Raw genomic sequence first — 25,764 nt, 5'->3', positions numbered from 1 at the left:
ATTAATATAAAACCCTCGACAAATGTTGAGGGTTTTCTTTTGTTTAATTAATTTGCAGAAAGAATTAACAATCAATTATAATTAAGCTTTTTGATATGAGAAAATCGTTTATATTTTTTCTTTATGTAGCAGGAATAATGCAGTTCAAAGCACAAGACAAGATAGATAAAGCCATCCAGAATCTGGAACAGAATTACACGCAGGAAAAAGTCTATCTTCTTTTGGATAAAGACAAATATGTTGTAGGAGATAATATTTATTTTAAATCTTTTGTCCTCAATGGGTACAACCGCTCTCCTATTTCTAATACCTTGTTTGTTGAGTTGTATGACCACAACAAAAATCTGGTAGATAAAAGAACTATTTTTCTTAAAAACGGAGAAGGCGACGGAAGTTTTGTTCTGACCAATTATTTGAATGAGGATGTTTATTTTATTCGGGCTTACACTACTTGGATGGCCAATTTTTCTGAGGAATTCAATTTTATTAAAGAATTACCAATCTATAATCCGAATTCTGAACAGAAATTGGTCCTTGATAAAAATACCAAATGGACTTCTAATGTTTTTCCAGAAAGCGGAACTTTCATAGATAATATTCCAACCAAAGTTGCTGTAAGATTATATTCACAAGGGATTCCGCCAACTTCTTGGAGTGGTTATGTTATCGATTCGGAAAAGCCAAATGAGAAATTAGCAACTTTCAAAAACTTGGACCAAAATGTAAGTGCTTTTACCATCACTCCAAAACTTGGAAAAACGTATAAAGCTATTATTGAAGATAATAAAGGAACAAAGCAGACAGTTGCGTTACCTACAGTTTCAAATTCCGGAATCAATCTTAATTTGACCAACGATGAAAAAGGAATCAATTACAAATTAAAAGGAACAAATCTTCCACAAGGTTTACAAGGTTACAGTATTATTGGAACAATCAACAATCAATTGGTTTACAGAGCTAATATAAAAACTACCGCAAGTGAAGCTTCAAGTTCAATTCCTACAAAAGTTAGTAACGATGAAACCGCAGTTCTGCAGATTACCATCTTTGATGAAAATCAAAATCCTGTAGCACAAAGATTATTTTTCGTCAATCCAAAAAAACTGAATCTCAGCGAGCCAACTCTAGCTTTCTCAATTAATAATGAACCTAGAGCTTTCAACAGTTTTGATATTGAGCCTGATGATGACCACACCAGTTACACGGTTTTGGTAAAAGAAATCTCGCCAGCAGAAACTAAAAATGAAAACACTCTTTTAAGCGCACAATGGTTGACAGGAGATTTTGTTTCGCCAATATTCAATCCATCTCAATATTTTGAAAAGAATGCCAATCCGGAAGCTTTTGATGCAATATTAATTTCCGAAAAATGGAAACGTTTTGACTGGGAATCTTTATTGGCTGGGAAAACTCCAAGTTTTTTTTATAAACCTCAGAAGAATTTATCATTCAAAGGGAAAGTGACTAATAATGGACGTTTCATCCCGAATAAAAATATCAATCTTTTATTAAAGACAGAAAATTCTGACAAAAATTTTGTTCCAGCAATTACAGATGATAACGGTTTTATTTATTTGGATAATATTTATTTTAATGAACCATTGACCATTTCTTATTATCTTAATAAAGACAAAAAAGAAACTTCTGATTCTGATAATTTGAATATTAGTTTTCAATCTTTAGTAAATAATATACCATACAAAGGCGATTTGCCTTCTACAAATTATCACTTGGTAAATGATAAAAATATTGCTCCAGACCCAAGTATTGCAAAAGCCTTACAGAATAGAAAAAACAAACAAGGAATAGATGATTTTAACAAAGAAACCTTGATTGAAGAAGTAAAAGTGACGGCTAAAAAAGTAGATAAAAAAGCAGAATTGGACAAGGAATTGTCAAGTGGAAAATTCACAAGTATGAATGCAACCATTTTTGATTTGGTGAATGAAAACAAAGATGCTGCAACCTCTTTCAACATATTGCAATGGCTACAAGGAAGAGTTGCTGGAGTTACTTTCACTATGGATAATTCAGGAAATTATATTCCATCTATACGTGGTTCACAAGCTTCTTTGTTTCTTGATGAAACTCCTGTGGATGCAAGTATGATAAGTTCTGTTCCTGTCAGTAATATTGCAATGGTGAAAGTTTTAAAGAATGATGGTTTGGTAGGCAATGCCATCGCGATTTATACGAAACGAGGAAATATGATTTCCGATGAAGATAAAACGACCGAAAAAGTGAACAAAACCGTATTGCGCGGTTATGATAAAGCTGTTGAATTTGAATTACCAGACATCACAAGTGACGCTTACCAAAAAATCAAAAACGATACTAGAGAAACTCTATATTGGAACCCCAACCTTTCGGAAGATGCAGGATTAGCGCCAAGAGCAAAATTCTTCAACAACGACAATGCAAAAAACCGAGAAATCACCATCATCAGTTTTGATAAAAATGATAGATTACTTTATTACAATGAAGTGAAATAATAAAAAAGACTTTCCAGATTTGGGAAGTCTTTTATTTTTTTCACCAACTCACTTTTTCTTTTTCCTCAAAAGGAATTTCAGGATTCAGGATTTCAAAAATTAAATTTCTGATGGAGTCTTCTACTTCCGAATCTTCGATGTCAATAAAGTTTAATTTTTGTGGACCATTGTTGACTTCTGCAAAAGACCAGATTGCGGTTTCTATATGATCTGGATTGATATTCAAAACGTTCTTGATACAATATTTATAAATAGAAAGCTGTAAAGCCTGTTTGTAATCATCATTAAAAAATAATTCAGGAAGTTTCTCTTCCTTATTTTTCCCTAGATTAACCGTTAATTTTTTAGGTTTTGCTGTTTTATAATCAATGACTCTTGTGATTCCGTCCAGCCTGTCGATTCTATCGATGAAGCCATAAAAACTGATTTTATTATTTTGATTTTCATCAAGGAAAAAATCACAGTTGATTTCTTTTTCCAAATCCAAAATCTCCAAAGCAGAACCATTTTTGACTAACTCCAAATCATACTCAACAATATTACGAACGACCCTTTTGGCAATTTCTTTGTGGATGTAATTCATTCCACGTTCATAGAATTCCTGCTGATGTTTCAGCTTTTCAATCGCAAAGTCAATCGCTGAATCTGTTTGTTGAAGTAAATCTTCTAAATCATTAACCGACAATATTTTACCTTTAATTGGTTCATGTAAAAATTGCAATGCATAATGAACCAAATTCCCATAATTTCTTTGCGAAAGTTCTTCTTCAATTTCGTTGGTTTCTCTGGTTTTGAGAAGATTATTAAGATAAAAATCAATCGGATTATAAAGATAAGTCACTAGATGCGAAGGAGAAACTCGGTTTTTCCATTCGTTCAAAAGTCGCATTACTTCATCATTCTTATCGATTTTCATTAGTTCCTGAGCAATTGGCTCCGAGGAATTTTCGATAATAATATGTTCAATCTTGTGTGAACTTTCCATTTCCAGTTGGGTGATGAAACGGCTTTTTTCGCCTGTATTTACGCCCGAACTCAACGCATTGTAAAGCAAATGAACGTTTTCCGAATTCTGGATCAATCGATAAAAGTGATAAGCATAAATACTGTCATTTTCAAGAAAAGTATTCAAACCAAAATTCTTGCGGACATCAAACGGAATGTAAGTGTTTTGAGTGTTTCCTAAAGGTAATTTCCCTTCGTTAACGGAAAGGAGAATCACATTTTTAAAGTTCAAAAGACGCGTTTCCAAAAGTCCCATAATCTGGAATCCAGCCAACGGTTCTCCCACAAAATCAATACTTTCTGAATTGACTAATTGATTGATGAGAACTTCCAAAGTTTCTATTTTGACATCAATCTGATAAGGTAATAATTGATTTTTGATGATTTTGAAAACATTCTCAAACAATGCAATATTTTCGTACTGAATATCATCTAATTCTTTGAATTTGAGTTCGTAACAGAATTTAATTAATAAATCTAAAAACTGTTGAGAGCTTTCCGGTTTTTGTAAAAGTTGGAAGTAACTTAGATTTCTCAGTAATTCCTGTAATAATGACTTAGAAATATAAACAATGTTTCTTTCCTCAATTGTTGCGACAAAATTCCGGATAACTTCAGAATCTTTTTCGTCATTTGGTAATTCTTCCAAGATTGGTAAAACATCGGCGTAATAATAGCTAGATGATTTTTTCTCTTGTTGTTTTTGTAGATAAAACAGTTTTTTAATCGCATTACTGAACGAGAGATTCTTTAACGGAAATCCCATTGTAATGTTCACGCTTTCTACAACGTTTAAACTGTCTAAAACCGCAGGCAAAAGATTTTCATCCAGCAAAACCAAAGCTGTTTCCGACAATTCCTTTTTCGGGATTTTTTTTAGGATTTCAGGAAGGAATTTCGCTTGAACGATATTTCCCGAAACTTCATAGGTTTTAATATTTTTTGGTTGATTAAATTGATTTTCAATCCATTTAAAATCCCGACTATCATTGAACTCTTTCCATTTCAAAGTTTCTCGCAGGAATTTTCCGGACTCTTGTCTTTCGTCATCGATATAATATTGGTCGGCTTGGAAATAAGTTTCCGCTTTATTCCATTGCAAAAGTTGTCTTACCAATTGTTCTTCCACTCTAGACAACGCATTGAAACCACAAAAAACAAATTGACGATTGGTTTGTTTGGCAAAGTTTTCAATCTTGGAAAATGCTTCCTGATATAACATTCCGGAAGTAGCGAGATTTTCTTTTCTGAGTTCTGATTTCAGAAGTGGTAGAAACTCGTTCATTTTTCTCCAAAAATTCAGGTTTCGTTTTCTTGGATTGTCATCGTCTCCGAGGTTTTCTCCCCAATTTTTGATTCGTTCTTCGTCCAACATCCAAAGCAGGATTTTCTGATCATCATCGGAAAACTTCATCATATCGTCCCAATCTTTCTGTAAAGTCGGAAACCATTTTAGAAAACCAGAAAAATCTTCGGAAGAATCAATTTTGTTATAAATCCTAAATGAGAACAACCAAAGGGCAATGCCTTTGATTTCTACATTTTCAGAAAGTTCGGCAATTAGCTCATCGATTGTAACGAAGTTGGGTAAAAGTCCTTGATATTGCTTTTCCTGCAAGATTCTTTTGATAAAAACCATTGGTCTTTTTCCGGGTAAAACAATATCCAACTCGGAGATGTCCTGATGATTTTCTAATAATTCTGAAATGATCTTTTGAAGAAATTGCATAAAAAAGCCTTTAAAAACTTAAAGGCTCAATTTAATTATTTTTTTGTTGATTTGAAATATTTATCAAATGTAAAATCTAGAATAATTTATTATAACAGAAAATACACTAAATTCTATAATATTAAATTAGAACGGATATCCAATCGCAATATTCAGAATCAAATTATCTTTTCTCCAAGAACTGTCTCCGAATTTGATTCTATCTAAAACCCAGCGGTCGCCTTTTTCATAATAAGGAACTCTCAACGGCATTGCAAGATCTAATCTTAGAATCAAAATTGAAAAATCCAGCCGCATTCCAATACCAGCCCCAACCGCTAATTCATTGAGGAAATCTTTTGAGAATTTTCCGCCTGGTCTTGTAGAATCCTCGTTCATCAGCCAAATATTTCCTGCGTCTACAAAAGCTGCAACATTTAGAAATTTATAGATATTGGCGCGGTATTCTGCATTCATTTCTAATTTTATATCACCTGATTGGTCAAAGTAGAAACTTGCATTCTGTGTTCTTGGATCGTAACTTCCCGGCCCCAATGTTCTTGCTCGGAAAGCTCGGATACTGTTACTTCCTCCCACAAAAAACTGCTTGGAATAAGGCATTAATTGAGAATTCCCGTAAGGATAAGCAACACCAGCAATAATTCTGGAAGCAAAATTGGTCTTCTCACTGAACTTGTGATAGAATCTGAAATCATTTTCCATCTTCACATACTGGCTGAAAGGAACATTGAAAATTTCTTTTTCTTTACCATTTTTAGCATTGGCACCTGTTACAAGACCTGTAATATTTCCGGCTAAATCCAACATTCCTTTGTAATAGATGGTATTGGTTTTTGGAGAAGTAGTATTGGTATAAGTATAACTATATGTTGGTCCAAAAATCAATTGTTTCGCTACGACTCTTCCTAAAGTTGGATTAGGTGGAATACCTTTTTCGATATTCCCATCAATCTGTTCTTTATATTTTGCAGTCACAGTTTGAGGCGAAACCATTGTAATATCAATCACCTTCAAATCGTGTTCTTTTCTGATATTTTCTTTCCAGGCATATCCAAATGATGCATTGAAATTATGAAGCGTGTACAACTGCGTTCGGCTTTGATATTCATAACCAAGACTGATATTGGTCCTTGGAACATACTCACTGGAAGAATTAAAACGAAAAGGCGCAACGATTCTCGGGATAGAAAGTTGCGTATTTGCACCAACTCTAATGATGTTATTAGCATCTTTTGCTCCTCCCATCTGCACATCAAATGCTCCATAAATTGAAGCTTTCAACTGTTCTGCTCCTCGGAAAATATTTCTGTGAGTCCAGTTCAGATTGACTTCTCCACCTCCGTAATTTGCGGAATTGGTTCTTGCCAAAGTTTCTAATCTTAAAGACTGAATCTGTCTTGGTGTCAACAGATAATAAGCATCAAATTTATGATTGAGAGAATCTGAAACCACGAACTCATTTTTAACAAATTTGAAAACTCCTAAACTAATTAATCGGCTCAAAGTCAAGTTATGGTCTGCCCGATTATACAAATCTCCTTTTTTAAAATACAGAGCGCGATCAAAAATCTTCGGTTTGAATTTATGATCCGGATCAATCACATAAATATCATCGTGAGTATATTTAGCAAGAGAATCAGCATTCATAGGAACGCTGTACTTTCCTTGTTTTACATCTCTGATATTATAATTGGGGAATACTACGACTTTATCAATAGAAAACTGCTGTGTTGCCAGATCTGGCGTTTCATCTTTTAATTTGACATTCAGTTCCACTTTATGATTTTTTGAAACTGTACTGTCAGCCTGAACGATGATATTGTCCTGATGAAAATAATAGAATCCTTTTTCCTTCAAACCGTTATCAATTCTTTCCCTTTCCGCTTTGATAACATCAAGATTAAAAGGATTTCCGACCTTAAGCAGAGATTTATCTTTCAAATTTTGGATCTCTTTATTAACCAAAGTTGAGTCTTCTTGAAATTTAACCTGACTGATCAAATATTGATTTCCTGGTTTTACGGTATAAATAACCTGCGCTTTTTTATTTTTAGAAATGGTGTCGTAAGTCGCCTGCGCATTAAAATAGCCTTGATTTTCGGAATAATTAATAAGAATATCTTTATTAAATTCTCTGTCAACATCGCCTAGCAAAACCGGTTTTTCTCCAAATTTATATTTCAGCCAATAGTTGAATCCTTTGTCTTTTTTCGGTTCTTTAGCAATGTTGTAAGCATACAATTTTGGACGTAATCCTAAGAAAGTCGAGTTGGGTTTCGGTGTAAGATTTTCCTCCAGTTCGGCTTTTAGAGCTTTCTTTTCTTTTTTAGAAATACTGTCATTTTCTATTTTCACTTCGGCGCCAGTGTAAAGCATTTGTCCTTCTTTCAGAAATTTCACATTACTACACGACGACACAATTGCTACAGTTGAAATCGCAATTATTATTTGGAAATGATTATTAATCCTAATCTTCATTATTTAAAATCTACAATTTCTTTGTTCTTATTTTCTCTTTTAGTTCTGGACTTTTCTCTTTTAGATTTTTGAAAAATCTCACGGAATTTATCATAATCCAAAGTGATAATAAAACCTAATCCCGTTTCGATAATCTGACCTTGAAGCGCAACCTGATACTCATCTTTACGATAAGCTCTCAGCATATATCTTCCATCTTTAGACAGACTGTAATCTATGGTAACATCGCCGGCAATGTTGGTTGTGTTTTCATTTTGTCTTGCATCACCTTCTACTCCGAAATTACTTCCTACAGACACTTTCAAACGGTCATTCAATAATTTTTTACTGATGTCAACATTAAGGTCTGTTCGGGTATTTTTTGTTCCAGTTGAGTAATCTTCAGACGATTCTAAACCTAGATTAAGGTCAACGCCTTTAATCAATCCAGAAGCGAGATTGTTTAATTGTTGAGACAGAATCTTGCTCACACTCTGTCTTGCCAGAGCTTCTGCGGAAAGCCCGGCATTACTTTCAAAAGGGTTTTCACCTATGAAACGATTCAGTAAAAGCAAAGCAAAAACCTGCTTGTTCATTTCATTTTCATCGGTTCTCAGCTGAGCTAATTTCTGATCCACAACATCTTTGACATTGGTAGAAACCGAATTGTCCTTTTCTGCTGTCGTGATATCAAAAGTGATAACTGGTTTTAACAATTCTCCATTCATTTTAAGCAAAGTATTGAACTCCATTCTTTGTTTATACTGATTAAGTGTTGAAGCACTTTCTCCACTGATCTGCTGTTCAACCAAATCCAGCGGTGCAGTCTCCGTTTTATAAACAGCAGTAATATCCAAAGTTGCAGAAGTTGGTTCTCCATTCCAAGTAATCGTACTTCCTTTTTGGATATCGAATTTCCGCTTCAAAAGACTCACAGTCATATCATAACTTCCCTGCTCGACTTGGTAAATACCTACCAGAGTTGTCTTTCCGGAAGGATCAATTCCACCTGTTAATTCTGCTTCACCTTGAAGTTTTACAAAATCACCATTGGCTTTATCAATAATAATAGACATTTTCGCTTCTTTGCTGACTTCAATATTCACACTCACATCCATTCCTTTGATCTTATTTTTAGCAGCCAAAGAATCTGCAACGATAGTTTTGTTAAGCGCAATCTGATCTTGGTCAATGAACTCCACAATGCCGTCTCTTTCCTGTAATGAAGGACTGGACTGAGGCAAAACGAAAGTAAAATCCGTATCATCCGAAACCGCTAATCTTCCGTCAACTTTTGGTAAGTCGAGATTACCGCGAACTTTCAAAGCTGCATCAATTGCAAGAATCCCATACATCATTGCATCGTTTGATTTTTCCGAATTCACGACTTTGAAATCTTTAGCATTGATATTCAGATTAAATCCAAAATCTCTGTAAGTCTGTGTCAAAACCTGACCATCAATCTTAAGGGAGTTTCCATCTTTATCATTGATCTTGAAATTATCAAATTCAATTCCTCGGTGCGTAAACGAAATTTTATCATTAATTTTTCTGAAATCACTTCCGGTTTGTGCTATCATCAATCCGACATTATTCATTTTCACATCGCCAAGAATTTTTGGTTCAGTTGCAGTTCCTGTAATTTTCAAATCGCCAGAAAGATAACCTTCTGTATTCGTAATCGCGTTCATAGAAAAACCTTGGAGTGTTTTCATCTGAAGCTGATTCATCGCAAGATCAAGGTCAAAACTACTGGCTGAAGTATTGTAATTTCCTGTGATTTTAACATCATTATCGTTCCCTGAAAGTGCAATGTCTGCATTGATTATATCTGCCGAAGTATTATTAGCTTTCACAGAAAGATTTCCAACTGGACTTCCGTAAACAAACAGATCTGAAACATTGATATCTGCGTTGAAATTCATTTTCTTATTCAAGTCTCGCAGTTGAGCAGTTCCGTTGATAGATCCTTTTGCTAAAAGTGAATCTTTTTTAATAATCTCTGTAATCGTTTCGATTTTGAAATCTTTCAAAGTGACATTCAAAGGACTGTTGGGAGAATTGTTTTCCGACTGTACCAAAATCTCACTTCCAGAATTTGACAATCTAAAATTATCTGCAAAAATACCTTGGCTTCCAATCTGAATTTTATTTCCTTCCGCAACTGCCCAATCCATATAATTCAATTTTAAACCGGTTGGATTGAGTGAAATTTCAGTAATGTCATTCATAGATTTGGCATTTCCGGCAATCAGGAATTGAGTCTGATCTTTCGCATCTTTTGTTGTGATATTATAATTGATGACATTATTCGAAACACCTCCATTGACATTGACTTTATTCAAAGCAAAACTTTCACTTTTTAATGAAGCAACATCAAGATTATATTGTAAAGCCTGATTTTCATTCGTGATTTTTAAATTGGTATTTTCAAGCGAATTCGTTCCGTATAAAACCTGTGGAATATTGGCATCGAGTTCTATTTTTTGAGAATCGGCATTGTAATTTCCTGTGATATTAATGGTTTCAAAGCTTTTCAAATCTGGAACAAATTTCCTGATCAAATCATCATTTTTGATTTTTGCATTCAAAGTAAAAAACTGTCCAGCATCAATTTTTGAGTTCTTTTCAGGTTTTTGAAATTGATAATATTGATTCACAGTCTGCGATAGAGCTCCGAAAATCTGAGTCAGTTTATATTTTCCATTCAATTCTACATCGGCAATCTGAGAATTGAATTTGATCTGAGTAGAATCTTTTGTAGAAAGCGCATTCAAATTAATTTCCTGAATTGGATAAACCTCTTTAGTATCAGAAATTGCAAAGTTTTTCAGATTCAGATAACCATTCAAATTATCCGGATCAAGACTTTTGAAATCACCATCAATCGCACCAGCTAAAATCATTGGAGAACTGTAAAATCCTAATTTATTAATATCCAATTTTTCGATACTTCCATTGACTTTCAGTGTCGGATTTTTATCATCATAGACACCGGAAGCTGTCAATTGCAGATTAGCATTAGGGTCTTTGGAATTCAGTTCAATATCATAAGCTCCGCGATTAATTTTCCCTTTCAGATTCATATTCTGATAAGTATATCCTTTGTAAGTCGCAGATTTTACATTACCAGCCAATTGAGCTGACATTATTTTCGGGTCAAAACTTTGTCCTTTTGCTGTAATCTGAGCAGTGATTCCTCCAATATCTTTATTCTGAATGATTTTTCCGATTTGAAGATTCTGTAGATTGGCTTTTACATCAAACAATTCACGGTTTTTTCTTCGCATATCAACTTTTGCAATGATTCCAGCATTTCCAAGCGTTGAATGTAAATTCAAATCCGTATTCACAATCTTTGTCGTTCCTTTAGCAAATCCTTTAATACTGAAATGCGACGGCAGAGAAATGTTGGACGGAATCGTGCCTTTCGGAACCAAATTGAAAATAGTTCTTCCCGAGGAAGCTAATTCGCCAATTCTTAAATCATAATAAAGTTGATCTGGATTCATCGCATTTTTGATTCTGCCGGAAGCTGAAACCCGCAATTGGTCCAAGCCGGAAACTTTCAAATCATTAATTACAAGATCATTTACCAAACCTTTTACATTGGCATTGACATTTAGAATTGCATTTGGATATTTGTTGAAAGGAGCTGTATTTCTTAAAGTCGGAACTAGATTTAAAATGTCAGAAAAACCAATTTTAGAATTTTCAATATTGGCTGAGATCTTAACAGCTCCTGGATTTGCTGATAATTGCTCAATCGAATTATAATTAAGGATCACTTCGTCTCTCAAAACCGTTTTCGGAGTTTGAAGATAAAGGTCTTTCAAATATGCTTCTTTCTCCGAATAAACAAAATCCGTATTGAACTTTTGGATATCCAAACCTCGTTTCTCCTGAATTTCTGCTGATTTCACAGTTCCTGCAAAACCATTATTCTCCATTTTGAAATCTCGGACATCAACATTTAATTTTCCAAAATTAAGATGATTGAAATCCATTCCTGTTTTGGTTGGAGCAATTGCTGTATTGTTATAAGCAACTTTTACATTTTCAAAAATCAGTTTTCCGAGAAGCACTTTCATTGCTTTTTCTTTCGCTGAAGCTGTTGAAGTTTCAGAAGCTTTTTCATCTTTCGGATTCGCATTGGAAGTTGGTAAAAACAAATTAGCAATGATATCTGCGCCTGTAAAATAAACGTTTCCAACATCATAAGACTTATTTTGCAAATCAAGGTTATTGACTTTCGTACTTAATTCTTTAAATAAAACTTTAGCAAAAGTCTTGGTATTATCATCGCCATAATCGATATTGAAATTGGTTAGTTTGATTCCGCTTAAACCTAATTTCATTGGTTTTTGCTGATTAAGCGAATCTACTTTTTTCTCGACATTTTTGGAAACTTCTTCTATCAGATCTTGTTTCAGTTTTAGTTTCAATCCGTCAAGATTGATATCATTAACAGCATAATTATTATTTTGAAGATCAAAAGTTTTTACTCTTGTATCGAATGAATTGAAGTAAACTTTGATGTCATTCTTAGACTGTTGATCGTTGAAAGTGACACCGATATCTTTTAATCTAATTTTATCTAAAGAAATAATAAACGGTTTTGACGGGCTTTCTTCCTTTTCCGAAGTAGCGAATGCATCAATAATATAATCAAAATTGAATTTGCCTTGCGGATCTCTTACAACATTTGCGCGAACACCTTCCAAATCTATCGATGTCAAATCAGCTTTGGAGTTGATCAATTGCCACATATCCAATCCAACATCGAATTTCTTTACAGCTAATAATGTATCTACTTTTTGACCTTTTAAATACAGATTTTCAATAATTACACTATTTGGAAAACCAATGTAAATCTTTTCCAAGCTTACCTTTGTTTTGATTTTATCTTCGAGATAAGTGATTGCTTTATCCTTAATAAAATTCTGAACAAACGGCAATCTCAAACTGAATATCAGCAAAACAAAAAAAACCAATATGGAAATAATGGTTAGTAAAGTACGTTTAAGAATCTTTCTTTTATTGAGTTTTTTCAAATCTTAATAGTTTACAAAATTAGCTATAACAAATACTGTACTATAAAATAATTTTGTTAGAAATTAATTTACAATAATCGACTTTCAATATACAAATAATTATTTTCATCAAATTATCTATTTAAATTTAAAGAATATAAAAGTTCATAATTTGAATAAATCCCCCTGATTTGTTTATTAATTTCGACATCATCACAAAAAAAACAATAAAACAATAACTAACGACACTTTAAAGCAAAACCTATTTTATTTAACATTTAAAATTAAGTATTTATTTGGTACTTATTTTTAAAATGTTATAATTTTGCTAACACTGTTAGAAATAATACAAATGGGCTTACACGAACGTCGTCAAAGAGAAAAAGAATCTATACGCGCCAATATTTTGGATGCGGCTTTTTCTTTGGCTAAAACGGACGGTTGGGCTTCCCTTTCTATCAGAAAGATTGCTGATGCTATAGAATATAGTGCTCCTGTGGTTTATGATTATTTCGAAAATAAAGAAGCTATTCTTTTTGAAATCTCTCTGAATGGTTTTCACAAATTACACATCGAACTTCTAAAAGCACAGAAAAAATACGATACTCCAGAAGAGCAAATTGTAGCAATTGTAGATGCTTATTGGAACTTTGCTTTCAACAATAAGGAATACTACCAATTGATGTTTGGGCTAGGAATGCAGTGCAGTGGAAAAGGATTGATGAAGGAAGAGTTTTCTTCTTTCCAAGAATTACTTTTTGATTGTACATCTGAAATTATCAAGAAAAAAGGTTCAAACCCGGATAATGCTTGCCACTCTTCTCACGCTTTGTTTTCAGCTCTACACGGCTTGATTTCTATTATGATGATGAGAAATGCAGATATTCCTTCTACGATGAATAAAACAACACTGGACGAAACAGTTTCAGCTTTTATAAAATCATTGTAATTTTTTTTGAACTTGAAATTAACATCGTTAGGAAAATTAACATTAAGTTAAACCAAGATTATTCTAATTTCTAAGTTAAATTTTTTAGTAAAACAAAAGACAAAACCTGTTGGGAAAGTGATATGGTGAGAACAACTCACTCACACGAGCAACACATTTATAACTTTTCAGGACAATATACTTTGGATAGTTTGTCAACAGTTCAGTTTGGTTTTGATGGTTATAATGCGCCAAATAATAATGGTCATTATAACGTTCCAACTAATATTTACAACACAGCAAACAATCAATTACAATCCAATTATTGACATCCAACCAGAAAATCAATATGATAACAGTTTTAATTCTTATCTGGTTTTTGATAAAAAATTGGGAAATCATAATCTGACTTGGACCAATAACTCGAGTACAAAACGCTTCAAAGAAAATCAGGATGTCGCCACTTTATTGAATTTTGATGGACAACCTGCAACTAATAATAGATTCGCGAACAACAATATTCAGGATATTTCGCTTTATGCAACGCAATTGGATTATCGATATTCTAATGATCAGTTTGACTTACACTGTAAAAGATTGAAATTTTAAAACTTACTACAGTTATATCAAAGACCCGTCAATGGAAATTTCTGTTCAGAATCCACAGACTTTTGAAACAGTTTATAATTATACTAATATCGACCACGGACAAAATCTGGGCATCAATTTTTCCAAAAGCTTTTCAATAAAACCCTATTGGAAAATGAATCTTTTTAGAGCAGGAGGATATCAGGAGAATTATTTTATGGGAACGTATAAGATTTTGTACAAAAATGATGTGTTCTTGTATAATGCAAATGTTTCCACACAAATCACTTTGGACAAAGCAAAAACCTGGGATCTCAACTTGTCTTATGTTTATAATTCGAAGACGATTCAAGGCTCTTTTGACATCAGTTCTTCTCAGAGAACCAATGTTATCATCAACAAGAAAATGTTTGATGAAAAACTGGAAGTAGGTTTGGTTTTTAATGATATTTTCCGAACGGATAAGAACACAATCTCGACAAGATATGCAGACCAAAATCAATATTTTAAAGATTATCGAGATACACAGTATTTTATGATTAATCTAAAAAATCAGAAAGTGAAAGATGCTAAAGCTGGACAAAAGACAGATGAACAGAATCGTTTGTAGTTTTTATAATCTTAAAACAAAACAAAACACTATCAAATTCCGATAGTGTTTTTTTATAACTTAGACAGTAGATTTCTGTTCGTATTTCATTTTATTAGAGATTGGATTGGCATACATCTCTAAAAAATGTTTTCTCAATGTTTCATCAGAATCTTTAATCCGCATTTCTAGCCTGCGTTCAAAAAGTTGCTTCTCTTCCTCGGTATAACGGTCAGAAAACTGATTGGTTTTGTACAGAAGATCGTAAGCAATATACTTGGTTGGCCAAAGTTTATAATTTCCGATGATAGATTTATCAATAATCTGAGCGATAGCTTGGAGTTGCTTATTTTTATTTTCGAATTGATGAGCAATGCAATCTAATTCTTGATCCAGAACTTTGCCTGCGTGTAGATGGATTCTTCGCTTCTGCCCCAATACTCCACTGATAATGGTTTTGAAATCTTCATTTTTGTTCTTTACATAGACTTCATTTTTAGACTTTGCTATCAGTTGTGGCATTTTCAAAGCATCTGTAGGATCATATTCGTAAGAGATAGATAAGGGAACAATTTTTAGGTTTTTAAAAAAATCTATCAAAGAAGAATCTCCAGCTGCCATTGCCAGCATTTTTAGCATACCTTGTTGTGTCACATCATTTCCGTCTTTTGTACGCCCTTCACTCTGAGCCATCCATACAGATCGGTTTTCTTCTGTCAAAAGTTGATAGATATAATCTGATAATGTTTTTGAGCTACTAAGTTGTTCGCGAATAGACACACTTCTCTGAACCAAAAAATTACGATTAAGCTTAGCAATTATATGAAGGATTTTTTTACCCACCAGATTATCTCCAATAGCAGAAGAAGTCATAATAAGTTCTTTCTCAAATAAAACCAAATTAAGCAGAGATGTATCCAAAACGATATCTCTATGGTTTGAAATGAAGAGATAGGATGTATTTTTATCTAGCTTATCAAAGCCCGAAGTACTTAATCCTTCCGAACTTTTTTCTAAAATCTGAAGAACAGTCTGATAAATTACCTTACTTTGAAAATCATAGATAGAATGTACATTTTCTAGTTTTTCCAACCAGAAACTATCATCTCTATCCGGAAAAGTAAAACGCATCAACGCTTTCATCATCGGATGTTTGGACACACTTTGCAGTGCATCATTCACTTCTTCATCATAAAAAGGTCTGATATCATCAAACTTGGACATAACTCTATTTTAATAAGATTTTGCAAAACAACGAAAAATTATTGAACTTATCCCTTGATTATGATAATAATCAAAAGCAATAAAAACAGATCATCTAAATAATTTAATCAGTTATTCAAAGTTTTCTTTTTCAATTGATATTGGTCAAATTTCTTTTGTAATCCTGTTGCATTCACAATCACAAAAGCAGTAATACAGAGATTCATTGATATATAGATCATCAACATCTTGAGTACAGAAACACCCATAAACATTAGTAATATCTGAGAAACAAATCCTAGCAACCAAACACTGTAAAGATAAGAACAACGGAAAAACCAAAAATTCCTAAGTTTTGAATCGGCTTATAAATCCCAATCTTTTTCAAAATCCACAATGGAATAATCAATAACATCAAGGCAAAAGAATGGAAAGCTGCAAATGCTACCAAAATCCTTGGTTCTTCTTCGATATATCAGAGAATCTATATGATACTAAAAGGCAATTCCATCGTATTTTTTTTCTTGTTCCGATATTTTCAACAATTGTTTTTCCCCGTACGACATCATTTTTGCTAAGATAAAATTTGGGAACTCCTGAATGCCGATATTGTACGTTGTTACAGTCTCATTATAATATTCTCTTCTGTCTGCAATAGCGTCTTCTATCCTCGAAAAACGGTTTTGAAGCAATTGAAAATTCTGATTGGTTTTGATATTAGGATAATTCTCGGCGACAACGAAAATGGATTTCAGTTCATTTTGCATTTGACTAGAAAGTTCTACTTTTTCTTCTGCCGAGTTAGAATTGAGGAATTGCGTTCTCAGTTCTGTCAATTTTGTCAACATAGATTCTTCAAACCTCATAGATTCTTTGACTACCTTTATGAGATTGGGGATTTCATCTGCTCGTTGTTTCAAAAGCACATCAATATTCACAAACAATTTATCTACATTATTCCTTAGCATTACAAGTCTGTTATAAGTCGAAATGATAACATTTAAAAGACCAATAATGACCAATACTAAAATGACATAAGCAAAAATTTGTATCATAATTTTTATTTTTTATTAATTATTATTTCGGTGCTTGTGTTACTTCTGCACTATCGGCTTCTTTCTGGTAATCATTCTCAACATCATTTGATTTTTCGTAACTATCGTAGATATTATCATAAAAATCCGATACAGATTCTACAGGTTTTGAGTTTGGAAAAGGTAAATCAACATTGATTTTTCCAAACACTATCATATTATTTTTGAGTGAAATAGGTGTCAGAAAAATAAGCGTAATCAAGATTACCCAGAAGTAAGTAAAATAGCCTGCAGATTGTAAAATCGGACGCAATGTATTATAGTTTTCAACACTTGCAACAGGCGAAATCCCGAAGACATCTTTGATCTCTACTTTCTGAAAAACAGCTTCATTATTTCCTCCCAAACCTGCTTTTCCAATCAGAAGAACTTCCATATTATCTTTCAAAATATATTGCGTATATCTTTTCATAGAGGATTGGTATTGTTCATCAATCTCAAAATCTATGAATTCAATTCCGTCTGTAACAACTTTGATTTGTCCAGATTTATCCTGAACATAAAATGGTTTGCAGATTGTCTCAGAAGATTCATAGTGTAAGAATCTTTGCCGTCGTCATCTGTAATTACATTTTCAATTGTGTGGAGAAATCCTATACATTGCTTACTTCCAATTCGGGAAATCATTGGTTCAATTGTCATTACCTTTCCAAAAATCTCTGCCAATCCCATCGCAACAGAACGGATATTGGAAGTTGGAAGTGTCCGTTGGAATTTGTAAAATCGTTTTTTGTTATTCGGTTTTAATGACGTCAAAAACGGTAGAATGATGAATACAATAATGATGAAATAAGGAATTCCTAAAGCGAATACAAATCCAAAAAACAATAATCCTGGAAGTGTATAAAGAATCTTTTTCCAAACTGGAAGTGTTTCTTTTCCCTTTTTTCTTCGGCGTGCATCTTCATCTTTTGAACTTTGACAACCACTTCTGATGGCCGAAACAATCATCCCAATAATTCCCAGAACAAAAACATAAAGAAAGAGAATAATAGCAACCAAAGCTCCCAATCTTTTGTCAGACAGTGAACTTAGCCACATTAATAAAGGATTCAGGACAAAGAAAAGCCATTTTGGTTTTAGGTTGATTTCGTATAGTCCAATGGTAATAATGGTGTGAAAGATAGCAACAAAAACACTCATAATCATCAACATAACCAGAAGTCCATTATCAACTTCTAGATTATTGTAGAACTTATAAAATTCACTCATATATACAAACCTTGATTGTAAATTACAAGAATCAATTAAAGTACCAAAATCCCAATAATTTTAATCCTACAGATAAAAACAAAAAGAGCTATCTTAATCATAAGACAGCTCTTTTGACATTTTTTGTCAACAATTTTTTTCTTAATCTTTTTCAAAAATCGTTGTAAAAACCGATGTCACAAGTGATAGCAAAATACTGAAAAGCAATGCCCAAAGGAAACCATCGACTTGCATACTACTCATAAAATAATCTGTCAAAAGAATAATCAATGCATTGATAACGAACGCAAATAATCCTAATGTAAGAATGGTAATAGGTAAAGACAGGATTGATAGAATTGGCTTCACAAAGATGTTCAGTATTCCCAGAACAATAGCGAAAATAATGGTAGAACCAAATGATTCAAAATGTACTCCCGTGAGGAATTTACTAAGTAAAAAAGCTGAAATGGCTGTGATCAGCAAACGGATAATAAAGTTCATAGTTTAAAGATTTATTTGATTAAAACTTTCTATTCAAAAAGCAGACCTAATTCTTAGATTTCTGATAAAATTTCAATTCTTTGTACTGCCAGTCTTTTTCATTCTCCAATTTATCCGGAATCAAAATCCCCGACAGATGGTCTATCTCATGTTGGAAAATCACCGCAGTGAAGCCTTCTACCATTTCGTCGTGCTTCTTGTTTTCAAGGTCATAATATTCCAATCGGATAACGTGGCTTCTGTAGAAAGCATCGCGAAAATTCTCAATAGAAAGATCGCCTTCTGGTCCTTTATTTAATAGTTCCGAACGCCAAACGATTGTTGGATTGATAAAATATTCCACAGGAAGACCCGTTTTATCAAAGCGCTGAACAAGAACCACTCTTCTATTAATCCCAACCTGAGGCGCAGCAATTCCAACACCACCGCCTGTTTCAGCCAAAGCAAACCTCATTCTTTCAATCAAAATCGGTAAGGTTTTATCTTTTGGCGAAATCTCCTCGGACTGAGCCAGCAGAACCTTATGTTGGTCATCATTATCCGTTTGATAAATAGGTAAAGCAGTTTTTACATCGCCAGCTATGATTAATTCTTTTTCTTTTTTAGAAAACTTCTGAGAAAACCCGTTAAAGCTTATGAATAGTAATAATATTAAAGCAAAATTCCGCATAATTTTAATTTTAAATCAAAGATAAGAATTTGAATAATGTTTTTATGATTTCCGTAGTTCATCCTGAGCTTGTGGAAAGGCTAAAGGCTCCCAATTTGTCACTCTGAGGCTCTCGAAGAGTCCGCTCAAGTCGGGGTGCGCTTCGCTTAATAGAAATTGACCAATCCGAATCAACTTTCAACCAAATCTAAATTAATCAAAAGTTCAAAAAATAACCTTTGTAAAGTCCGATGAACAGGATGTTTGGAATAGTCATAAAAAAGACACGAGAGTTTTCATTAAAACACACGTATCTTTTGATCAAAACAAACATGTGTTTTTCAGGATTACATTAAAATAAACAAAACGTTCCTCCAGAAAAATCCTAGAGGAACGCAAATAATAAAGAGAAAAATGTAACAACTATAACTCAAATTAATATTGAGATTCTTAACTCTTAATTTATAACTTCATTCTTGCTTCTATTGAAAATCCAGAAAATAATAGGGAAAATCAAAAGCGTCAAAACGGTTGCAGTAATTAATCCACCAATGATGACTATTGCCAAAGGTTTCTGGGATTCCGAACCAATCCCTGTAGAAAGCGCCGCAGGAAGCAATCCAATCGAAGCCATCAAAGCAGTCATGACAACTGGTCTGGTTCTCACTTTCACACCTTCCATTATGGATGAATCTAAGGACAAACCATTCTTCACATTCTGATGAAACTCCGAAATCAAAATCACCCCATTCTGAATACAAATCCCAATCAAGGCAATCATTCCAACTCCGGCAGAAATCCCAAAATTCATATGAGTCAAATGAAGCGCGATGATAGCTCCAATCAATGCAAATGGAACGTTAGCCAAAACTAAAAGAGAATCTTTCATATTTCCAAACAAAATGAACAACAAGAAGAAAATCCCCAGAATACTGATTGGAACAACTTGAGCTAATCGTTTCGTAGCTCTTTGCTGATTTTCAAATTGTCCTGTCCATCCGATTCTGTAGCCATCTGGTAATTTGATTTTATCCACTTTTTTTTGCGCGTCAGCAATCGTTCCACCCAAATCTCTATCTCGAATAGAAAACTTAACTCCGATGTAACGTTTAATATCATCTCTATAAATAAACGCCGCGCCATTTTCTTTCTCAATCGTACTGATTTCCTTCAACGGAATCTTCGCACCGTCTTGAGTCGGAACCATAAGAGAAGCAATATCTTCTTCATTCTTTCTATAATCTTCAGCATAACGCAGTCTGATAGGGAATTTTCTTTCTCCATCAAACATTTCTGAGGCTGTTTTCCCACCAAATGCCATTTCCAAAACTGCCTGAGCATCGGCAGGCAAAACACCATAAGCTGCCATTTTATTTCTGTCCAAAACCACGCTGATTTCCGGCTGTCCGATATTTTTGATAATTCCCGGTTCTTTTACACCTCCCACATCTTTGATTGCTACCAAAACTTCTTCAGCTAATCTGTCCAATGTATGAAGGTTATCTCCGTAGATTTTGATTCCGTTTTCTGCTTTGAAACCAGCAACAGCTTCGGCAACGTTATCGGAAATCGGTTGAGAATAATTGAAAGTAATTCCCTGATAGTTCTTTAGCTTCTTATCAATTTCTTCCACCAATTCATCATAAGTGATTTTTCGTTTCCATTCTTCTCTTGGTTTCAGACTTACCGCAAACTGCACGAATCCAAATCCATTAGGGTCTGTTCCGTCATTACTTCTACCTGTCTGTGCTAGAACACCAGTCACTTCTGAGAAGCTCATAATATCTTTTTTAAGAACATCAGCCGTTTTCAGAGATTCTTTAAGTGATGAACTCATCGGCATTTCCGCGGTTATCCAAAGCGAGCCTTCATTCAATTGAGGTAAGAATTCTGTTCCAAGGAATTTGGCAGAGAATAGTGTAATAGCTAGAATTACCGTCGAAACTAAAAGACTTATTTTCTTATTTCTAAAAGTGAATTTGAAACCTTTCATTACACTTCTATCCCAGAAATTCACAAATGGGTTGTTCTTTTCACGCACATTTTTCTTTAATAATAAATGTGACATTACAGGAACTAAAGTCAATGTGAAAATCAATGCACCTAATAACGCAAATCCTAATGTGAATGCTAATGGAGAGAACATTTTACCTTCTACTTTTTGAAAAGAAAAGATTGGTAAAAGTGAGGTTATGATAATCAGTTTTGAGAAGAAAATTGCTTTCCCTAATCCTGTTCCGGTTTGTTTTATCCAACCTGCTTTCGCCATTTTGTTGAAGCGCTCCATTCCGTATTTGTGGGCTTTATGGTCGAGCATTACGAATAATCCTTCGACCATTACGACGGCTCCGTCTATAATAATCCCAAAATCGACGGCTCCCAATGATAATAAGTTCGCACTCATTCCCGCCATCCTAAGACAGAAAAATGCAAATAACAACGATAGTGGAATGATAATCGAAACAATCAAAGTGGTTCGCCAATCTGCCATAAAAATGAGAACGATAACCGTTACCAGAATGATTCCTTCCAAAAGGTTGTGCATTACCGTCTTCGTGGTGAAATCCATTAGATTTTGGCGGTCGTAGAAAGTTTTCATCTTCACATCTTTTGGAAGAATCTTGTTGTTCAGCTCATCGATTTTGGCTTTTACAGCTAGAAGAACTTCCTGCGCATTTTCGCCTTTTCGCATTACCACAATTCCTTCAACCGTATCTTTTTCATTATCTAACGAAGCTTGGCCAACTCTTGGTAAAGAACCTTCGTGAACGTCTGCTACATTCTTAACCAAAATCGGGTTTCCGCCATCACTGTGAACGGTAATATTCTCAATATCCGAAATCGATTTTACCAAACCTATTCCACGAACAACATAAGCCTGTCCACTTTTCTCGATAACATCGCCACCGACATTCAGGTTGCTGTTGGTTACGGCATCCAAAACCTCGGAAGGTGTAAGATTGTATTTGTCTAATTTTCTTGGGTCGATACTTAATTCAAATACTTTGTCCTGACCTCCGAAAACGTTAATATCCGCAACACCTGGAACACTTCGAAGTGCTCTATCAACAACCCAAGTTTGCAATGTTAAAAGGTCTCTTGAATTTCTATCTTTACTTTCGAGTGTATATCGAAAAATCTCTCCTGTTGGTCCATAAGGTGGCTGAACTTCTGGGTCGATTCCTTCGGGTAAACTAACAGTTCGTAATTGGTTATTAACCATATTTCGAGCGAAGATATCATCGACGCCATCCTCGAATAAAATCTTGACAATGGAAAGTCCAAACATTGTTGTACTTCGGACGCTGGTCTTTTTCTGAACAGGACTCATTGCCAGTTCTATAGGTGTAGTAACGAAACGTTCTACTTCTTCTGCACTTCGTCCGTTCCATTGGGTAATGATAACGATTTGAGTATTGGTTACATCTGGAAATGCTTCAATCGGCATATTTTTGAAACTGATAAATCCCGAGACCGCCAAAATCGCTACCCAAATGAAAGTGAAAGCTTTGTTCTTGAGTGAGAATGCTATGATATTTTTGATGAATTTGTTCATACGTTTTTGTTTTTGCCATAGATTGTATCTACGGTTATTGATATTGAACCCTTCGGGTTCTATTTGTATGTTGAATTTTGTTCCATAGGTTGCACCTACGGCTACTCAAATTGAATCCTTCGGATTCTTTCGATGAATTTTAATATTAATTATGAAGATATCTTTAGAGATAAAAACAAAAATATTGTAGGTCTTTTATCTTTTCTCTATTATCTTTCATCTCATTAGTTATTCAAAGAGCGGTAAATCAATAATTGATTGTTGGTTACAACCGTTTCACCTTCGGAAAGTCCCTCTGAAACGTAAGTTGTCTCCGAGTTTTGTTTCAAAATCTTAAGTTCTTTGACCTTGATATCGGTCTGCGATTTGTAAACCACAGCAAAATATCTGTTGTCATCAAAAATCACGGCTTTGGAAGGGATTGCCAAGGCTGTTGCGTTTTCGGATTTGGAAACTTTTATCGTCGCTTTGCTGTCGGGAATCAATAATCCTTGCGAATTGTCCAGCACTACTCTAGCCTGCATCGCATTGGTGTCAGGGGCTATGATTTTGAAAATCTTATCGATTTGACCATAAAAAACCTTGTCTGGATAAGACAAAGTAGAAACCTGAGCTTTCATTCCCAACGTGATTTTATCGATGTCTGCTTCGTTGACATTCATTATTGCCCAAACATTTTTGGTGTTGGCAACATCGAAAATATTCTCGCTCCTGTCGCTTCTCAGTTCCATATCTTTGTTGATGTCCTTGTGAACGATATAACCGTTAATCGGCGAAATAACACTGTAGATATTGCCTTTTTTTACATTATAAACCGTGCTGACATCATTGGAACGGCGCAATGCGTCTTTAGCTTTTTTGACTTCGCTTTCTGCTTCCAGAACGTCTTTTTCTGTATTAAGTTTTCCTGCGTACAATTCTTTTGCAACACGAAGATTGTTTTCTGCAACTATCAAATCGGTTTTGGAATCGCTGACATCTTTCTGAACTTCTGCCAACTCTGTACTTCTAATCGTTGCCAAAACCTGACCTTTGGTGACATAATCTCCTAATTCTACATTCACGCTGAGAACGTTACCGCCCACCAAAGGAAAAATGTCGATATATTTATTTTTATCTGCAGAGATTTTACCGTAAAAACTGTATTCGTCTTCGATAAATTTCTTCTCAACTTTCGCGAATGTTGTGGATTTCAACATCGTTTGGCTGAGTTCAAAACCTTTTGTTTCTTCCGGTTTTACTTCTTCTTGCTTGGAACAAGACAGCAAAACTGCTGAAATGATAATGGGTGTAATAATTTTTCGCATTAATAAAAGATTTTGATTTGTACTAATTGGTTCAGGTCTTCTGCAGAAATCATAATCTGCTTTTTCATCTCATAAATCTGTAAAACGGTCTGTCTGTAACTCTCCATAAAATCGGTGAATTCTATCAAACTTACATTCCCGTTTCGGAAGTTTTTGAGGATTCCGTTATAAACTGTTTCTAGATTTTCCAAATCGATTGCTTTCAATTCAAAATATTGGTCGTACTGATTTTTCCAAGTCTGATAAGCCGATTCTACTTGAGTTTGGAGATTCAGTTTTTGATATTCTGAATTTTTCTCGTTTAGTTGAATCGCATATTTTGCTTTTTCAACATTACCTTTATTCACTTTCCAAAGCGGAATGGGAATTCCTACTTTTAGATTAATTTCATTATTAAAAGTTCCAGAAGCTTGGTCATATTCGGCGCCGAGATTTAGGTCTGGGACATTGAGTGATTTCTGCCATTGTGCGTAAAGCTTACTGTTATCAATCAATTTTAAGTTATAGAGATAATCTGCATTGTTTTGCAACGCTTTTTCCTGAAGGATTTCCAAATCTCCGAAAGGTTGAGAAATCAGGATTTCGTTTTCTTCGGGTTTTGAGAAATTAGCAATGGTTTTTTCCTGATTTCCAGTCAACACTTTCATCGTTTGCTGGAATCCAAGAATATTATTATTGATTTCAATCCTGTCATTATTCAATTGAATGACAATACTTTGAAGTCTCACAAAATCCTTCAACGAAATATTCCCTTTGTCTGTCTGAACTTTGTACGCTGCCAAAAGTTCGTTCATATATTTCAACTGAGCATCAACACTGATTTGTTTTTTTTGCTCGTAAATCAAGTTGTAATAAATGCTTCTCAACTGTGAACGAAGGTCAACCAACAATTGATTGAACTGTAATTGTGAAAGCTCTTTGTTAGACTTTGCAAATTGGATTTCGTTTTTCTTTTTTCCACCTAAGTAAATCAATTGTGTGATTTCTACGCCTTTGGCTTTGGTCACATCAAAAACTTTTTTGTCCTGAGGATTCACGGCATTCACATAACCTTCTATCTGAGGTAGTTCCCAAATCTTTGCCTGAATAATATCGGCATCCGCCATATTGATATTGTATTGCGCGGCGAGAAGCTGGAGGTTGTTTTTTTGAAATGCCAGTTCGCAATCCTGAAGAGACATCTGCTTCTGCCCGGAAAGACAAACAAATGCCGAAACGGATAACACCAATGTTGTTATTTTGTTCATTCTTATCTCGTTTTGATTTTGCAAAAGTGGCTTATCGAGATTAAAACGGACTTAAATAGGACTTAAAAAAAGCTTAATTGTGGTTTGGAAGAAAAGAAAATAGACGGATAGATGATAGACTTTTATGCATAGTTTGTAATTCCGCAGGAATCTAAACGACGCTGAGATTCGTGTGGAATGACAAATATTATT

The 25,764-nt window shown here is 34.2% G+C and carries 16 protein-coding genes; 4 read left to right on the top strand and 12 right to left on the bottom strand.

From position 1 onward, the window contains the following. The first annotated feature begins 95 nt into the window (after positions 1 to 95). Entirely contained in the window at positions 96 to 2,492 is a 2,397-nt protein-coding gene (locus tag DRF58_RS05600) for a hypothetical protein (protein WP_116033727.1), read from the top strand. A 40-nt stretch (positions 2,493 to 2,532) separates the two neighbouring features. On the opposite strand, the gene DRF58_RS05595 is transcribed toward DRF58_RS05600, so the two are convergent. The 3 genes from DRF58_RS05595 to DRF58_RS05585 all read right to left on the bottom strand — a co-directional run bounded on the left by DRF58_RS05595 (position 2,533) and on the right by DRF58_RS05585 (position 12,737). Next, positions 2,533 to 5,226 carry a PD-(D/E)XK nuclease family protein gene (locus DRF58_RS05595; protein WP_116033725.1) on the bottom strand — a complete coding sequence of 898 codons (2,694 nt, stop codon included), beginning with the start codon at positions 5,224 to 5,226 and terminating at the stop codon, positions 2,533 to 2,535. 126 nt (positions 5,227 to 5,352) lie between these two features. After that, complete coding sequence (gene tamL, locus DRF58_RS05590; RefSeq protein WP_116033723.1) at positions 5,353 to 7,704, bottom strand: translocation and assembly module lipoprotein TamL; 2,352 nt, start codon at positions 7,702 to 7,704, stop codon at positions 5,353 to 5,355. Beyond that, positions 7,704 to 12,737 carry a translocation/assembly module TamB domain-containing protein gene (locus DRF58_RS05585; RefSeq protein ID WP_116033722.1) on the bottom strand — a complete coding sequence of 1,678 codons (5,034 nt, stop codon included), beginning with the start codon at positions 12,735 to 12,737 and terminating at the stop codon, positions 7,704 to 7,706. The genes tamL and DRF58_RS05585 overlap by 1 nt, the downstream gene beginning before the upstream one ends. 331 nt (positions 12,738 to 13,068) lie before the next feature. Here DRF58_RS05585 and DRF58_RS05580 point away from each other — a divergent pair, with 331 nt between their 5' ends. From DRF58_RS05580 to DRF58_RS05570, 3 genes are all read left to right on the top strand, one after another. After that, positions 13,069 to 13,665 (top strand): TetR/AcrR family transcriptional regulator, encoded by a 597-nt coding sequence (locus tag DRF58_RS05580; RefSeq protein ID WP_116033720.1) that lies wholly within the window; start codon positions 13,069 to 13,071, stop codon positions 13,663 to 13,665. Between the two features lie 240 nt (positions 13,666 to 13,905). Further along, positions 13,906 to 14,253 carry a hypothetical protein gene (locus DRF58_RS05575; protein WP_116033718.1) on the top strand — a complete coding sequence of 116 codons (348 nt, stop codon included), beginning with the start codon at positions 13,906 to 13,908 and terminating at the stop codon, positions 14,251 to 14,253. A gap of 31 nt (positions 14,254 to 14,284) precedes the next feature. Continuing rightward, positions 14,285 to 14,842 (top strand): outer membrane beta-barrel protein, encoded by a 558-nt coding sequence (locus tag DRF58_RS05570; protein ID WP_116033717.1) that lies wholly within the window; start codon positions 14,285 to 14,287, stop codon positions 14,840 to 14,842. A 60-nt stretch (positions 14,843 to 14,902) separates the two neighbouring features. On the opposite strand, the gene DRF58_RS05565 is transcribed toward DRF58_RS05570, so the two are convergent. The 9 genes from DRF58_RS05565 to DRF58_RS05525 form a co-directional block, all read right to left on the bottom strand. Beyond that, complete coding sequence (locus DRF58_RS05565; RefSeq protein WP_116033715.1) at positions 14,903 to 16,045, bottom strand: 1-acyl-sn-glycerol-3-phosphate acyltransferase; 1,143 nt, start codon at positions 16,043 to 16,045, stop codon at positions 14,903 to 14,905. 473 nt (positions 16,046 to 16,518) lie between these two features. Next, positions 16,519 to 17,079, bottom strand: coding sequence for a LemA family protein (locus tag DRF58_RS05560; protein ID WP_116033713.1), 561 nt, complete (start codon positions 17,077 to 17,079; stop codon positions 16,519 to 16,521). Between the two features lie 22 nt (positions 17,080 to 17,101). Then, positions 17,102 to 17,530 (bottom strand): hypothetical protein, encoded by a 429-nt coding sequence (locus DRF58_RS05555; RefSeq protein WP_116033711.1) that lies wholly within the window; start codon positions 17,528 to 17,530, stop codon positions 17,102 to 17,104. Between the two features lie 32 nt (positions 17,531 to 17,562). Further along, the gene (locus DRF58_RS05550; protein ID WP_116033709.1) at positions 17,563 to 18,330 is read right to left on the bottom strand and encodes an EI24 domain-containing protein; all 768 of its coding nucleotides are present in this window, start codon (positions 18,328 to 18,330) and stop codon (positions 17,563 to 17,565) included. A 141-nt stretch (positions 18,331 to 18,471) separates the two neighbouring features. After that, the gene (locus DRF58_RS05545; protein ID WP_116033708.1) at positions 18,472 to 18,813 is read right to left on the bottom strand and encodes a phage holin family protein; all 342 of its coding nucleotides are present in this window, start codon (positions 18,811 to 18,813) and stop codon (positions 18,472 to 18,474) included. A 46-nt stretch (positions 18,814 to 18,859) separates the two neighbouring features. Next, complete coding sequence (locus DRF58_RS05540) at positions 18,860 to 19,483, bottom strand: peptide deformylase (protein WP_116033706.1); 624 nt, start codon at positions 19,481 to 19,483, stop codon at positions 18,860 to 18,862. A 436-nt stretch (positions 19,484 to 19,919) separates the two neighbouring features. After that, the gene (locus DRF58_RS05535) at positions 19,920 to 23,018 is read right to left on the bottom strand and encodes an efflux RND transporter permease subunit (protein ID WP_116033705.1); all 3,099 of its coding nucleotides are present in this window, start codon (positions 23,016 to 23,018) and stop codon (positions 19,920 to 19,922) included. Between the two features lie 224 nt (positions 23,019 to 23,242). Further along, positions 23,243 to 24,325, bottom strand: a complete 1,083-nt coding sequence (locus DRF58_RS05530) for an efflux RND transporter periplasmic adaptor subunit (protein ID WP_116033703.1) — start codon at positions 24,323 to 24,325, stop codon at positions 23,243 to 23,245. After that, complete coding sequence (locus tag DRF58_RS05525; protein ID WP_185144531.1) at positions 24,325 to 25,572, bottom strand: TolC family protein; 1,248 nt, start codon at positions 25,570 to 25,572, stop codon at positions 24,325 to 24,327. The genes DRF58_RS05530 and DRF58_RS05525 overlap by 1 nt, the downstream gene beginning before the upstream one ends. Between the last annotated feature and the right edge of the window lie 192 nt (positions 25,573 to 25,764).

The sequence above is a fragment of the Epilithonimonas hispanica genome (assembly GCF_003385395.1).
In the GTDB taxonomy this organism is placed as follows: domain Bacteria; phylum Bacteroidota; class Bacteroidia; order Flavobacteriales; family Weeksellaceae; genus Epilithonimonas; species Epilithonimonas hispanica.
This window is presented reverse-complemented; position numbering and strand designations above follow the sequence as displayed.